Genomic DNA, 15,875 nt, shown 5'->3' with positions numbered 1-15,875 from the left:
CGGGTCATCCCGGCCGCACGGCGCCCCGGGCGGTCCGCCCGGGGCGCTCGGCCAGCGTCACCCCGACCGCGACACTCGCCGCCGCCACCAGACCGGCGGCGAGTACGGCCCAGGTGCCCGCGAACGTGCAGGCGGCGGTCGCCAAGGCCGCGACCGGCAGGACGAGTTGCTGCGCGGGACCGGTCTTGAAGTGGCGTGCGTGCAGCAGCCAGACGGTGAACGGGAAGAGCGCCGCCGGTACGGTCACGGCGGCGGAGGCGGCGAGCGCGGAGATCGGGGCCTTGCCCACCGCGTGTTCCACGGCCACCTCCAGCCCGGCGCCGATGGCGGCGGCCGACCCGAAGATGACGAAGTGCCCGTATCCCCACTGGAACGCCTGCCGGTTGCTGGTCAGCCGCTCGTGCGCGGGAACCGCGAAGTAGACCCACCACGCGGCGAACACGATGAGAACGCCCCCGGCGGCGATGGGCAGCAGTTCCCCGAGCGCCTCGCTCTCGTCCAGGGCCTCCTGGACGGCGACGGTCGCGGCGGACATCGTCTCGCCCAGCACGATCAGGGTGAACAGACCGTAGCGCTCCTCGATGTGGTGCGGGTGCCAGGGCGTCCGGTGGTGCCGCTCCGCGACCACCGGCACCAGCAGTTCGGCCGCGGCCAGGACCAGGAACAGCCAGTGCCTCAGGTATGCCGGCGCGACCAGCAGCGCCGCCCAGGCGACCTGGCAGAGCGCCACGCCGGCCGCGTAGCGCACGGCGGTACGCCGGGCCGGCCCCGCGGGCTCCGACAGGGCCGCCCGGAGCCACTGCGCGGTCAGGGGCACCCGCATCATCACATAGCCGAGGAGGGTGACACTCCAGTCGTTGTCGACGAAGGCCCGGGGCACGCCCGCGGCGTAGACGAGCACCCCGCAGATCTGGAGGAGCACCGCGATCCGGTACGGTACGTCGTCGCAGTCGTAGGCGGAGGCGAACCAGGTGAAGTTCATCCAGGCCCACCACACGCCCCAGAACACGAAGAGGTAGCCGGTGATCCCGGCGCCCGGATGCCCCTCGGCGAGGGCGTGCACGAGCTGCGCCCCGGCCTGGGCGACCGCCACGACGAAGCACAGGTCGAAGAAGAGTTCCAGCGGGGTCGCGGTGCGGTGCGCCTCGGTACGGCTGCGCGCGGTCATCCGGCGCAGCGGCCCCGCTGCTGTGGTCGGCGTCATGGGCCCAGCACACCAGAGCGGCACGCGGCGGGCGGGTAAGGCGCGCTCCATGCCCACGTGCGGCGCCGCCAAACCCCGGCGCCCCGGTTCCGCCCCGCCCGGCGCCCCGCATCTGCCCGGAAGGGCAGGGTGACGGGAACGTATGGGCACCACGGGGTAGCCCCCGGGTCCTCCCGGCCGGCCGGGGCGGGGCGGCCACGCGGACCCGTCACCTCCGTATGAGGCTGTTCCGTCGGGTCAACTTCCGCTGCCGCAGGATCGATTGCCGTCCGAAACCTCGGCGGGGCGAGGCGTTTCCCTGCCCCGGGCAACCATTGACATGATCAGAATCCTGTCCAATCATCATCGAGCCAGTGGCGCCGAAGGGCCGTCGGTGGCCCGGCGTCCGGTCGGCGACATGCACGCGCGCACGCACGCGTACCCGCACACGTACAGCACACGCACACCCGCACTGACGACACCGACACCGACACCGCTCCCCATCGACACCCCCATCGACACTCCTCACTGCCACGCACACGCACCCTGGCACTGGCACTGGCACTGGCACTGGCAGAGAACGACCGGCGGTGCCTCGACGCACCGAGGCGGGCGCGGTCCACACCCCGCGTGACGACGACGTCCGCGGCGCGCCCCTGCACACCACCCACCCGCGCGATCTCATCCCCCACTGAGCCTCTCCCAGGGGAAAGGGCTGGTCATGTCGGCGATACACAGCTCCTCGCACACCTCCCGCGCCACGACCGTTCCGCCGCCCCGCGCCGTTCCGCCGCCCGGCGGCGATGAGCCGGACACGGGGCGGGGGACGTCGGCTCCCCTGTCGGCGGCACAGCAGCGGTTGTGGATGCTGGGGCAGCTGGAGGGGGCCGGCGAGGCGTACAACGAGCCGGTGGCCTTCTCCCTGCGGGGGCCGCTGGACCGTACGGTGCTGCGCCGGGCGCTCGACGCGCTGGTCGCCCGGCACGAGTCGCTGCGTACCAGGATCGTGCCCGGGGAGGGCGAGGCGTACCAGCGGATCGACCCGCCCGGCACGGGCTTCGCCCTCGTGGTGGAGGACCTGACGGGGCGTCCGGACGCGGAGGCCCGGCTCGCCGCCCGGCGGTACGAGGAGTCCGCCGCCCCCTTCGACTTCGCCAGGGGCCCGCTGGCCCGGGGCCGGCTGCTGGTGCTGGGCGCGGACCACCACGTCCTGCTCATCACGGTGCATCACATCGTCTTCGACGGGGCGTCCCGGGACATCATGCTGCGTGAACTGGGCCTGCTCTACACCGCGTTCGTACGCGGTGAGCGGCCCCCGTACGACGCGTCCGCCGACCGCGCCGAGGAGGGCACACCGGACGCGCCGGGCACGCGGGACGCACCGGACGCGCGGGACGCCACCGTACTGCCGCCGCTGACCTGGCAGTACTCCGACCACGCCGCCTGGCAGCGGGAGTGGCTGTCCGGCGAGGAGCCCGCCGCCCGGGCGGAGCTGGCCGCGCAGAACGCCTACTGGACCGAGGCGCTCGCCGGTGCCCCGCCGCTGCTGGAGCTGCCGACCGACCGGCCCCGCCCTCCGGAGCAGGACTACCGGGGCGGCCGGGTCCGGGTCAGCATCGACGCGGAACTCACCGCGGCGCTGAAGGACCTCGCGCGGCGGCACGGCGTCACCCTGTACTCGACGCTGTTGACCGGCTGGTCCGTGGTGCTCGGGCAGTTGACCCGGCAGTCCGACATCGTTGTCGGCGCACCGACGGCGAACCGCCGGCGCGGCGATGTCGCCGGTCTGATGGGCTTCTTCGTCAACACCCTCGCGCTCCGGATCGATCTCTCGGGATCGCCGACGGGCGCGGCCCTGCTGCACCGCGTGCGCGGCGCGCTCCGCGGGGCCCTGCGCCACAGCGATCTGCCGTTCGAGCGCGTGGTGGAACTCGTCAACCCGCCGCGGAGCCCCGCGTACTCGCCGCTCTTCCAGACCATGTTCGCCTGGGTGCCGTCGCTGCGCGGGCTGCTGGAGCTGCCCGGTGTGGCGGCGGAGCCGCTGGACATCCCGTACGCGCCGGCCAAGTTCGACCTGGTGCTGGCGCTGACGGAGGAGGACGGCCGGATCGTCGGTGATCTGGACTACGCGAGCGCCCTGTTCGACCGGGAGACGGTCGAGCGGTACGCGCGCTACCTGCCCCGCGTGCTGGCGCGGCTGGCCGAGCAGCCCGACCGTGAGGCGGCGGACCTCCCCCTCATGGACGCGCGGGAGCAGCGGGAGCTGCTGTCGAACTGGAGTACTGCCGAAGGCAGTTGGCCACCGGCGGCAGTCCCCCCGGGCCCTCCGTCGCCCTCCCTGGTCGAGCGCTTCGAGGCCCAGGTACGCCGCCGCCCCGCCGGGGCCGCGGTGGTGCACGAGGGGGCCCGGCTCGACTACGCCGCGCTGGGGCGGCGCGTCGACCGGCTGGCCCGCGCCCTGAGGGCCCGTGGAGTCGGCCCCGGCCAGGTGGTGGGTCTGCACACCGGGCGGTCGGCGGAGCTGGTGGTGGGGGTCCTCGGCATCCTCACGGCGGGCGCCGCCTATCTGCCGCTCGACCCCGGCCAGCCGGCCGGGCGGCTGGCCGCCATGGTGGAGGACGCCGTACCCGCGCTGGTGCTGAGCGATCTCGCGGCACCGCCGGACCCCTGGTGGTCCTTGACCACGGTCGAGGCGGAGGGCGCGGACAGCGAGGGCGGGCACGACAGTGGCGGGCCCAACGGACGCGGGCACGACGGGGGCGGGCACGACGGCGCTCCCCGGGTCGCGGTCCGCCCGTCGGATCCCGCGTACGTCATCTACACCTCCGGCTCGACCGGGCGCCCCAAGGGTGTCGTGGTCACGCACGGATCCGTGACCAATCTGTTCGACCAGTGGCTGGCGCGGTTCGGGGACGCCCCCGGCGAGGCGGCGTCGGCCTGGTCGAGCATCGGCTTCGACGGCTCGGTGCACGAACTCCTCCTGCCGCTGACGACCGGTGCCGTACTGCATCTGGTCCCCGACGAGCTGCGCGGCGACCCGCGGGCGCTGATGGGCTGGCTGCGGGAGCACCGCGTCACGCAGGCGTTCCTGCCCCCGGCCTACGTCAAGTGGATCGACGAGGATCCGGCGGAGCGCCTGGCGGGGCTGGCTCTGCGGCAGTTGCTGACGGGGGTGGAGTCCCTGCCCGAGGCGGCGCTGTACCGGATGGGGCAGGTCCTGCCCGGGCTCCGCGTCTGTTTCGGCTACGGGCCGTCCGAGGCGACGCTGTACACCACGGCGTACACCGACTTCCGGCCGCTGGAGCGGCCCTGCCCGATCGGCAGGCCCCTGCCGGGCACCCGGCTCTATCTGCTGGACGAGCGGCTGCGGCCGGTGCCGCCGGGGGTGGCGGGCGAGGTCTTCGTCGCGGGCGCGAGCCTGGCCCGGGGGTACGCGCACCGCCCGGACCTGACGGCGGAGCGGTTCGTGCCCGACCCGTTCGTGCCCGGACAGCGGATGTACCGTACGGGCGATCTGGCCCGGTGGCTGCCGGACGGCAACGCCGTGTACGCGGGACGCGTGGACGACCAGATCAAGCTGCGCGGCTTCCGGATCGAACCCGGCGAGGTGGAGGCGGCGCTGCTGGCCCTGCCCGGGGTGCGGGAGGCGGCCGTGCTCGCCGACCGTACCGGCCCGGGTGAGCCGCGCCTGGTGGCGGGCATCGGCCGGGGCGACACCGCCGCAGGGCCGCCCCGAGAGCCCCGGCCCGCGCACGAGTGGCGGGCGGCGCTGGCGGAACGGCTGCCCGACTACCTGATCCCCTCGGTCTTCGTCGAGTTCCCGCGGCTGCCGCTGAACCGGAGCGGCAAGCTGGACCGTACGGAACTGCTGGAGCGCTCCCGCGCCACCCCGCCGTCCCAGGTCAACACGGCCACCCCGCGGGACCACGTCGAGATGGCGCTCCACCGGATCTGGAGCAGGCTGCTGCTCCATCCCCGTATCGGCATCACCGACAACTTCTTCGACCTGGGCGGCACATCGATCTCCGCGATCAAGGTGGCCCACGCCGTCCACGAGGAGTTCGGCGAGGACCTGCCGATCCGGGAGATCCTCCTGCACCCGACGGTCGAGGCGCTGGCCGAGCGGCTGCGGAAGGGCGGCACGGGGCAGCCGGGGCCGGGCGGCCGGGACGATCACCTCGTCGAGTTCCGCGCCGGTGACGGGCAGCGGCGGGTGGTCTGTGTCCATCCGGCCGGCGGCACCGCGTTCTGCTATCTGCCGCTGGCCGCCGCGCTGCCCGCGAGCGTCGGCGTCCAGGGCATCCAGTCCCCCGGCATCAACGCGGGCGAGCTGCCGCTGCCGAGCGTCGAGGCCATGGCGGAGGCGTATCTGAAACGCGTCGATCCGCTGCCCGGCGAGTCCCTGGTCCTGTGCGGGCTCTCGTACGGCGGTCTGGTCGCCCACGAGATGGGGCGGCGGCTGGCGGCCGCCGGGCACCCGCGGCTCAGTGTGGTCCTGCTCGACACCCACGGAACGGAGGACGCGGTGGAACGCGCGGCGATCGAACCGGTGGACGCGGCCGAGTTCCGGGAGAAACTGGTCCGGTTCAACGGTATGTACCCGGGCATCGAGGACGACCAGATCGACCGGTACTTCCGGGTCTACAACCACAACCGGATGACCGCCCGGGACTATCTCCCGCCACCGTCGGCGGCCCGGCTGGTGTTCGTCCAGGCCACCCCGGACGGTGCGGACGCCACCGACCGCGAGGACGGTTCCCGCGTACGGGAGTTCTGGCAACGGCGGTCCGGACAAAGGCTGTTGACCGAGGCGGTGGCGTGCGGCCACTGGGACATGCTGGAGAGCGACGCGCTGCCACGGGTGGCGGAGCTGATCACCGCGGAGCTGACCCGGCTCGCGTCCACCACGCTGGAGGCACGATGAGACCGGCGACCGGACTGGCGCGTGCGGTGTACGAACAGGCCCTGCGCACCCCGCGGGCCATCGCCGTGAGCGACGGGGAGCGGCGGCTCGACTACACCGAACTCGCCGCGGCGGGCGAGGCGGTGGCCCGGGGGCTCGGCCGCGCCGGGGTGCGTCCCGGCCAGGCGGTGGCCCTCGCTCTGCCCCGCTCCTGGCAGCAGGTCTGCGCCATGCTCGGCGTCCTGCGCCTCGGCGCCCGGGTCGTCCCCCTCGACCTTCAGAGCCCTCCGGAGCGGCGCCGCCACATCCTCACCGACTCGGCGAGTGTGGTGGTGCTCCACGGCGGGACGCCCCCGGACGGCCTCCCGGACTCCGTACGGCCGTTGCCGGTCGCCGGGCTTCTCACCACGGAGCCGGGCGAGTTCACGCAACAGGACGATCCCGAGCCGCCGTTCACCGACGCACCGGTCGCACCGGTCTCCTTCGTCTTCTACACCTCGGGAACGACCGGCGTGCCCAAGGGTGTCGAGCTGGGGGACTCGGGCATCCTGCGCCTCGCGCTCGCCCGGCCCGGTTACCTCCGGCCCCCGGCCGAGGGCGCGCGCTACGCCTGCCTCGCCAACCCGGCCTTCGACGCCCTGAGTTTCGAGGTGTGGGTGCCGCTGCTGACCGGCGGCCGTTGTGTGATCCTCGGCGACGAGGCCGTCCGTACCCCGCACGAACTGGCGGCGGCGCTGGTGCGGGAGCGCATCGACACGGCGTTCGTCACGACGGCGCTGTTCAACGCCGTGGTCGACACGGTGCCCGACTGCTTCGCCGGGGTCGGTCAGCTCCTGGTGGGCGGCGAGCAGCTCAACGCGGCCGTGGTACGCCGCTGGTACGCCCACAACGCGTCGAGCGCGACCCGGCTCCACAACGTCTACGGGCCGACGGAGGCGACCACGTTCGCGCTGTGCCACCCCATCCCGCGTGCTGTCGAGGGGGACCGCATACCGATCGGGCGGGCGCTGCCGGAGACCGGGACCCTGCTGGTGGTGCCCGGTACGGAGCGGACGGCCGCGCCCGGCGAAACGGCCGAACTCCTGCTCTCCGGCGCGGGCCTGGCGGCCGGGTACCGGGGTCTCCCCGAGGAGACGGCGCGCCGCTTCGTCCGGCTCCCGTGGCACGACGGAGGCCGTACGCGCTACTACCGCACCGGCGACCTCGTGCGCGCGGACGCCGACGGTGTGATCGAGTACATCGGGCGCGCCGACCGCCAGGTGAAGGTACGCGGCTTCCGGATCGAGCCGGGCGAGGTGGAGCGGCGGATCGTGGCGCATCCCGCGGTCCGCCAGGCCTACGTGTGCACCCGCCGCGAGGGGGAGCACGGGCCGAACGAGCTGCTGGCGTATGTGGTGTTCGGGCGGGAGGTGTCCTTCGAGGAGTTCGACCGCCATCTCGCGGCCGGGCTGCCGGCCTACATGCGCCCGCACCGCCTCCACCGCGTCGGCGCCCTTCCCCGTACCGCCAACGGCAAGGTCGACCAGGCCGCGCTGCTGGGCCTCCACACCCCGCCCTGGCGCCCGGACGGCGGTGCGGAGCCGGGGACCGTCACCACGCGGCAGCGAGCGGTGCTCGACCTGGCGGCGGGGATCCTCGGCGTACCGGACGTACGGCTCGACGACCGCTGGATCGCCCTCGGCGGGGACTCGCTCAAGGCCCTGCGGCTCCGCTTCGAGGTACGGCGGCGCTGGGGCCGCGAGCTGCCCCAGACGGCGGTGCTCGACGGGAGTCTCGCCGGGATCGCCGACGCGATCGGCGACACGCAACCAACACAGACCACGCAGGCCACGCAGACCACACAGACTTACCCGGTGCCCGCCGCCCCGTCCGGGGCCTGGACCGCGCCCGCCACGAGTGAGCAGCAGCGCCTGTGGTTCCTGCAACAGCGCACCCCCGGTTCCCGGGCCTACCACGTGGGCCAGGCGTTCCGGGTGGACGGTACGGTCGACATGGTCGCGCTGCGCCGGGCCCTGCGCGGGCTGGTCGCCCGTCATCCGGCACTGCGCACCGGCTTCGAGGCGGCCCCCGAGGGGCTGCGTCAGGTGGTGGGCGAACCGTACGACCCCTGGAGCGCGGCGGATACGGTCGTTCCGGATACCGCCGCCCCGGAGACGCCCGGCCCCCACACGCCCGGCCCGCACACGCCCGACCCGCACATGGCCGTTGACGACCTGGCCGACGAGGACAGCCCCGTACGGGCCTTCGCCGACGCGTTCTTCGGCCGGCCCTTCGATCTGGCCGAGCCCCGGATGCTGCGCGCGAGCTGGCTGCCGCGGAGCGGCGGCGGTGTGCTGTTCCTGCAACTGCACCACATCGCGGTCGACGGCTGGTCCCTCAATGTCCTGCTGGCCGATCTGTCGGCCGGGTACGCGACCGCACTCCGGGACACGGCCGCCCCCCAGACCCCGGACGCACCGGATCCGGCGGAGCCCCCGTCCCGGTCCCTGCCGCCGTCCTTGCCCCTGCCCCCGTCCCGGTCCCTGCCCCCGTCCCTGCCCCTGTCCCTGTCGCTGTCCGAGGCGCCGACGCCGCTCGACTACGCCGTCTGGCAGCGCGACTGGTTCGCCGGCCCCGCCTACCAGGAGCAGCGCCGCGCCCTGCGTGACCACTACGCGGGCCCCGGCGCGGCGGCGGAGCAGCAGGCCGTGCCGGAGAGCGTCGGCGGCTTCTCCCCCGGGCGGCTGCTGCATACCTCGCTCGATGCCGCGCGCCGCGCCTCCGTGGACCGGCTCTGCACCGAACTCGGTCTGACCCGCTTCGAGTTGCTGCTCGGTGTCTTCGCGTGCTCGCTGTACGGGGTGACCGGCAGGACCCGGCCGCGCCTCGCCGGACCCGTGGCCAACCGGCCGGTGCGGGAGTTCGAGGACAGCGTCGGGATGTTCGCCAACACGGTTCTGCTGCCGTCGGCCGTCGCACCCCGCGCCGACCTGCGCGGCCAGGTGGCGCGCCTGGGCGCCGGGGCGCGTGCGGTGCTGGAGCTGCAGGACGTGGCCCTGGCCGATGTCCTCGCCGACCGGGCCACCGGGGCCGGTTCGTCGCCGTTCGACTTCTTGTTCGTCCTGGAGAACACCGACTTCGGCGCGCTCGCCCTGCCGCGGTGCGCCACCCGGCCGCTGTGGTGGCCGCCCGCCGAGGCCAAGTGCCCGCTGACCCTCTCCGTGGTCGAGCGCGGGGACGGCCTCGACTGCCTGTGGGAGTACGCCGGCGGCCACTTCACGGCGGCCGAAGTGGCCGCGCTGGCCGACCTGTTCACGCGCGGTCTCGATCTGCTCGCGGACGGGGCGACCACCACACCGGCCGAGCTGGCGGCCCCGTACCGCCGGGCGTTGCCCGATCCGGGGCGCGGCACGGCGGCGTCCCTGGCCTGGACCACGGTGGCGGAAGGGTTCGCCCGCCAGGTCGCCAGGACGCCCGGCGCGCCCGCCCTGAGCAGCGCCGACGGCACCGTCGGCTACGCCGAACTCGACGCCTGCGCGGGGGCCCTCGCCGCCGAGCTGCTCGCCGCCCATCCGCTGCCGGAGAACGACGGCCGCCCCTGCCATGTCGCGCTCCACCTCGCACCCTCGGTCGAGCACGTGGTCGCGCTGCTGGCCCTGGCGCGGCTCAACCTGACGGTCGTACCGCTCGACCCGTCGTACCCGCCCGCCCTGTTGCGGCGGATCCTGGAGCGGGTGGATCCGCTCTGCGTGCTGCTCGCCACCGGCGGCGAGGCGGCGTTCGACGCCGTGGACCCGGGTGGCATCGCACGTCACACCGTCACACTGTCGACGGCCGCCGCCCCGCCCGTACCACCGCACGACGGCGCCCGGCCGCTGTACACCCTGTTCACCTCGGGCTCCACCGGCGACCCCAAGGGGGTGCGGGTCTCCGACCGTACGCTGTGCAACCTGCTCCAGTGGCAGGCGGAGTCCGGCGGCCTCGCGGGGCCCGCCGCCACCCAGCAGTTCTCCATGCTCTCCTTCGACGTCTCCTTCCAGGAGATCTTCGGCACCCTGTGCGGCGGCGGGTGCCTGCATCTCGTACAGCCGGCCTGGCGGCAGGACCCGCCGGCGCTCCTCGCCCAACTGGAGTCGGCCGGCGCGGAGCGCGTGTTCATGCCGTACGTCGCGCTGCAACTCCTCGCCGAGCACGCGGTGCACCTGGGCCGGTACCCGGCGCGGCTGCGCGAGGTGGTGACCGCGGGCGAGCAGCTCGTGTGCACCGACGCGATCCGCCGCTGGTTCGCGGGCATGCCGGGTGCGCGGCTCTTCAACCATTACGGTCCCACCGAGACGCACGTGGTGAGCGCGCTCCGCCTCGACGGCGACCCGGCGCGCTGGCCGGACCGTCCCGCCATCGGGCGGCCGGTCGCGGGCGCGGTGCTGCGTGTGGTGGACGAGGCGGGCGAGCCGGTCCCGCCCGGATGCACCGGCGACCTGCTGATCGGCGGCACCATGGCCGACCGCTGCTACCTCGGCGACCCGGCGCTCAACGAGACGCGGTTCGTGGAGGTGCCCGGCCTCGGCCTCTTCTACCGCAGCGGCGACCGCGCCTCCTTCGACCGGGAGGGCCTGCTGCACTACCGGGGGCGGGACGACCAGCAGATCAAGCTGAGCGGCCACCGGCTGGAGCTGGGCGAGGTGGAGGCGGCCCTGCTGCGCCACCCGGAGATCGTCCAGGCCGTGGTGGTGCGCGACGGCGGACACCTGGTGGCCTGCCTCCAGTTCCGCGGCGGCCAGGGGCCCACGGCGGAAACGGCTCCGCCGCGAACACCGGTGGACGGGACGCCGACCGTCCGGGAACTCACGGCCCATCTCGCGACGCTGCTGCCGTCCCATGTACGGATCGACCGGTTCCGGCGGCTGGACACGCTCCCGCGCACCCCCAGCGGCAAACTCGACCGCGACGGCGCCCTGCGGGCCCCCGGTACGGAGCTGCCCCGCGACACCGAGGCCGTCCCCCTGACAGCCCGTCCGGAGGCCCGGCTGGAGGCACGTCTGGAGGCACGTCTGGAGGCACGTCTGGCCGCGGCCTTCGAGACGGCGACCGGCTCGCCCATCGGTCCCGAGCAGACCTTCTTCGACGCCGGAGCGTCGAGCCTCGGCCTGATGCGCTTCCATCTGCGCTGCACCACCGAACTGGGCCTGAGCTTCGGCGTCGCCGACCTGTTCGAGCATGTCACCCTCCGCGCGCTGGCCCGCTTCCTCGACGGCGACGGCCAGGAGCCCGGCCCCAGTCCCACGCCCACGTCCACATCCACCTCCCCGTCCCCATCCCCATCCCCGTTCACCATGGGCCGGCCCGCTGTCCCCGCCACGGAACCCATCGCCGTGATCGGCATGGCGGTACGGCTGCCGGGCGCCCCGGATCTGGGCGCCTTCTGGGAGATGGTGAGATCGGGCGGCAGTGGCATCACCTACTTCGACGCGCCCGAGGGTGTCGTCGGGGCACGCAGCCAGCTGGACGGTCCGCTCGCCTTCGACCCCGGCCACTTCTCCCTCAGCCCGCAGGAAGCCAGGCTGATGGACCCCCAGCAGCGTCATCTGCTGATGAGCTGCGCGGACGCGCTGGCGCACGCGGGGATCGCCGATCCGTCCGCGCGGCGCGTGGGTCTGGTCGCCGGTGCCGGGGAGAACACGTACTTCCAGGCCATGCTGCGCGAGGCCGACCCCGCCCTCCTGCCCGACGGTTTCCGGCTCGCCCTGCACCACGAGAAGGACTTCCTCGCCACCAAGGCCGCCTTCCACCTGGGGCTGACCGGTCCCGCCTTCACCGCCCAGGCCGCCTGCGCCAGTTCGCTGGTGGCCGTCCACCTCGCCGCCGGGCTGCTCCGCCAGGGCGACGCGGAAGTGATGCTGGCCGGCGGTGTGCTGATCGACATGGAACTGACCGACGGCTACCGCTACCGGCCGCAGCACATCTTCTCGGTGGACGGCCACTGCCGGCCCTTCAGCGACGACGCGAGCGGCACCGTCGGCGCCAGCGGTGTCGGCGTGGTGGTGCTCAAGCCGCTGAGCCTCGCCGAGCGCGACGGCGACACGGTCTACTCGGTGATCACCGGCTCGGCCCTCAACAACGACGGTTCCGACAAGCTCAGTTACAGCGCGCCCTCCCTCGCCGGCCAGCGCGAGGTGATCCGTGCCGCCCTGCGCCGCGGCGGCCGGAGCGGCGCGGACCTCGGCTATGTCGAGGCGCACGGCACCGGCACCACCCTGGGCGACCCGGTCGAGGTCGGCGCGCTGCGCCAGGCGTTCGACATGACGGAGTCCGGCCGCTGTGCCCTGAGTTCGGTCAAGAGCCAGATCGGGCATCTGGGGGCGGCGGCGGGTGTGGTCGGGCTGATCCGGGCCACCCTCGCCGTGCACCACGGTCTCATCCCGCCGCACTCCGACTTCCGCGCCCTCAATCCGCGGATCGGCCCGGATCCGACGCCCTTCTACATCCCGACCGAGGCACAGCCCTGGCCCGCCGGCCGGGACCGGGTGGCGGCGGTGAGCAGCTTCGGCATCGGCGGCACCAACGCCCATGTCATCGTCGAAGGGGCCGCGCGGGCGAGCTCGTTCGCACCGGGCACGGCGGTGCCGCCGCTCTCGCCGCTCTCGTCGGTCGCGTCCACCGCACCCGCCGCGTTCGTCCCCTCCGTCGCGCCGGTCGTGCCGATCACCATCGCGCCCTGTCTGACCCTGTCGGGCAGCAGCGAGCGCGCGCTGCGCGCCGACGCCGCCCGGATCGCCGACTACCTGACGGCACGGCCCGAGGCGTACGGCCAGGTCCTGCGCCATGTGCAGGCGGGCCGGCCGGCCCGTCGCCGGCGGCTCGCGGCGGTCTGCCCGGACGCGGCCGGCGCCGTGGAGTGGCTGCGTACCGCGGCCCAGGACGCCGTGCCCGCGGACGCGGCATCCTCGGCCGACGAGGTCCGGACCGGTGCGGCGATCCCGGCGACCGGCCGGACGGCGGCGGAGCTGGTGGCGGCGTGGACGGCCGGGCAGGCGATCGACTGGCCCGAAGGTCCCGCGCAGGCGCCGTGGGACTTCCCGCCGCCCGCCTTCGCGACGGAGGAGTACGACTTCGCGCGCGCCGCGCCGCCGGCCGCCCCGGCCGGAGAGACGGCCGCAGAGGTCACCACGCCGTCGGCCGGGGCCGCGGTCGCGGAGACGCCTCAACGCCTCCCGGAGACCGCGTGGCTGCACCAGCCCCAGTGGGTGCGGCTGCGCCACGCCGCCACCACGGCCGCGTCGCGCACCTCCCGGCTCGTGGTGGTGCTGACGGACGGTCCGGTACGGCCGGAGCTGGTCCGCGCGTTCGAATCGGTCCACGCCCGGGTGGTACGGGTCGCCGCCGCCGGTGGTTTCGCCCGGCGGGACGACGGCGGGTTCGAGGTCGACCCGGCCGACCCGGCGTCCCTGCGCACCCTCCTCGACGCGCTGACGGAAGAGAGCGGCGGGGGCGGCGGGAACGACGAAGGCATCGTCGTCGAGTGGCTCCACGCGCTGCCGCTGGGGCTCACCGGACCGGTCGGCGCGGACACACTGGAGCGCGCCCACTGGGCCTGCCTCGACACACCGGCCGCGCTGCTGCGGGCGGTGGCGGACGGTCCCGGCACCGTACGGCTGCGCCCCTGGTGGCTGTCGTACGGGGCCCGGCCGGTGGACGGTCCCGTACGGCGGCCGGAGTCGAATCTGCTGGCCGGCGCCGTCGAGGTGGCCCCGCAGGAGGGCGCGGCGGCCGGGCACTGGCTGGACCTGCCGAGCCCGGATCCGGCCGACTGGGCGCCGCAGGTGGCCGCGTTGCTGGCCGCCACCGACGGCGCCGCGCCCCGGACGCCCGGGCAGCTCGCGCTGCGGCAGGGCTTCTGGTGGGAGCGGACCACCCTGCCGGTGCGGGCGGACGCGGCCGGCCCGGCCGACCCCCTCGGCGGGGACGTCGCGGCGGGCGCCGACGGCGTCCACCTCGTCCTGGGCGGCACGGGCGGCATCGGCGGCGCCGTCGCGGCCTGGCTGCTGGAACGTACCGCGGGCCGGGTCCTCCTGCTGGCCAGGAACCCCGTGCTCCCCGGGGAGTTGGCACCCTGGGCCGACCGGGTGGAGCTGATCGCGGCGGATCTCGCCGAGGCGGCGTCCGCGGAGACCCTGGCCCTGATCGGGGCGCGGACCGAGCGGCTCGACAGTGTGATCCACGCGGCCGGAGCGGGAGCGGGCGGCCTGATCGTACGGCGTGACGCCACCGCGACGCGCGCCGCGACGGCGGCGAAGGCGGGGGGCGCGCTGCTGACGGAGCGGCTGATCGAGCGGTACGCGCCGGGGCTCGCGGTCTACTGCTCCTCGATGTCGGCACTGCTCGGCGGCGTCGGCCAGTTCGACTACGCCGCGGCCAACGCGCTGCTCGACGGCTTCGCCCACCACCGGTCCGGCGACGGCGGGAACACCGCGCGGCTCACCGTCAACTGGGACGTGTGGCGCGAGTCGGGCATGGCCCTGCGCGTCCCGCACCCGGACGCCCGTCATCAGGCGCACCTCGCGGTCGGTCTGACGGTGGCGGAGGGCAAGCGGCTGTTCGGGCGGGCCGTGGCACTGCGGCTGCCGCAACTCCTCGTCTCCACCACGGATCTCGACGCGTCCCGGGTGTTCTACGAGTCTCCGGCGACGGGACCGGAGACGGCGGCCGAGAGGGAGGCGGCGACCACGCCCACGGAGGTCGCGGTGGGGCTGCTCACCGAGCGGCTGTGCGAGTGGATGGGGGTGGACCGGCTCGACCCGGACCTCCCGCTCTACGACCTGGGCGCCGACTCGCTGACGATGCTGGACCTGATCAGCGAGGTCAAACGGCACTTCGGGGTCGAACTCGAACTGTCCTGGCTCAGCCACCGGGTCTCGCTCAACGAGATCCTGACGCGACTGGCCGGGGCGGCCCACGACGGACACTCCCCCGCCGGGGCACTCGCGGAAGGGACACCGCTCGCCCCGGTGTCGGGGTCCGGGTCCGGCGAAATCGACGTGCAGCTGGAGGTCTGGCAGGAGGGCACCAACCGGAATGCCCCCGGGCGCGAGGTGCTGTGCCTGGTGCACCCGGTCGGCGGTGACATCCAGGCCTACCGGTCGCTGGTCTCGGCCCTGGATCCGCGGCTGACCGTCTGCCTCATCGCCGACCCGGCGCTGCGCCGGCCCGGCGGGCCGGCGTGGCCCCTGGCCGAACGGGCCCGGCGCTACCGCGCGGCGCTCCTCGCGCGCTTCCCCGCCGAGGAATGGCGGATCGGCCTGGCCGGCTGGTCCTTCGGCGCGTGGGTGGCGGCCGAGATGGCCGCCGAGGCGGAGGCGGCGGGCCGGCCGGTGGCCGCCCTCGACCTGCTCGACCCGCCGCCCCCGGGCGCCGGCGCGGGCTTCCAGGCGTACGACGAGACCCAGCTCGAAACGGTCTTCGCGGCCGAACTCGGCCACAGTGGCGACTCGCCGGCCGGTGCGCCCGCGCGGGCCTACGCCGAGCGGCTCGCCGCGTGCTGCCGGGCCAATCTGCGCAGCATGGCCGGGCACGAGGTGCGGCGGCTCGCGGTCACCCCCACCCGGATGTGGCCGGCGGGGCGGCCGGTGGCGGGGATGCCCTCGGCGGGGTCGCCGGAGGAACAGCGGGCGCTGTGGGGGCCGTACCTCCCGGAGCTCCGTTCCTGGCAACCGCTCGACACCACGCACTACGGCGTGGTCCGGCAGCCGTACGTGGCCGCGGTGGCCGAGGCGATCAACGCGGCCGCGTACGGAGACCCCCGCACGGGCTGAC

At 74.6% G+C, this 15,875-nt stretch carries 3 protein-coding genes; 2 read left to right on the top strand and 1 reads right to left on the bottom strand.

What is annotated here, in order from left to right; all coding sequences use genetic code 11:
* Positions 1–4: 4 nt before the first annotated feature.
* Complete coding sequence (locus ACFXKG_RS17480; protein WP_384839060.1) at positions 5–1,204, bottom strand: low temperature requirement protein A; 1,200 nt, start codon at positions 1,202–1,204, stop codon at positions 5–7.
* A 700-nt stretch (positions 1,205–1,904) separates the two neighbouring features.
* Between ACFXKG_RS17480 and ACFXKG_RS17475 the strand changes: the two genes are divergently transcribed.
* Entirely contained in the window at positions 1,905–6,107 is a 4,203-nt protein-coding gene (locus ACFXKG_RS17475) for an amino acid adenylation domain-containing protein (protein ID WP_384839057.1), read from the top strand.
* The gene (locus ACFXKG_RS17470) at positions 6,104–15,874 is read left to right on the top strand and encodes an amino acid adenylation domain-containing protein (protein WP_384839053.1); all 9,771 of its coding nucleotides are present in this window, start codon (positions 6,104–6,106) and stop codon (positions 15,872–15,874) included. Before ACFXKG_RS17475 ends, ACFXKG_RS17470 begins: the two co-directional genes overlap by 4 nt.
* Position 15,875: the final 1 nt, after the last annotated feature.

Source organism: Streptomyces sp. NPDC059255 (assembly GCF_042752355.1).
In the GTDB taxonomy this organism is placed as follows: Bacteria; Actinomycetota; Actinomycetes; order Streptomycetales; family Streptomycetaceae; genus Streptomyces.
The sequence above is the reverse complement of the archived record's forward strand: the minus strand, read 5'-3'. Positions and strand labels throughout refer to the sequence as shown.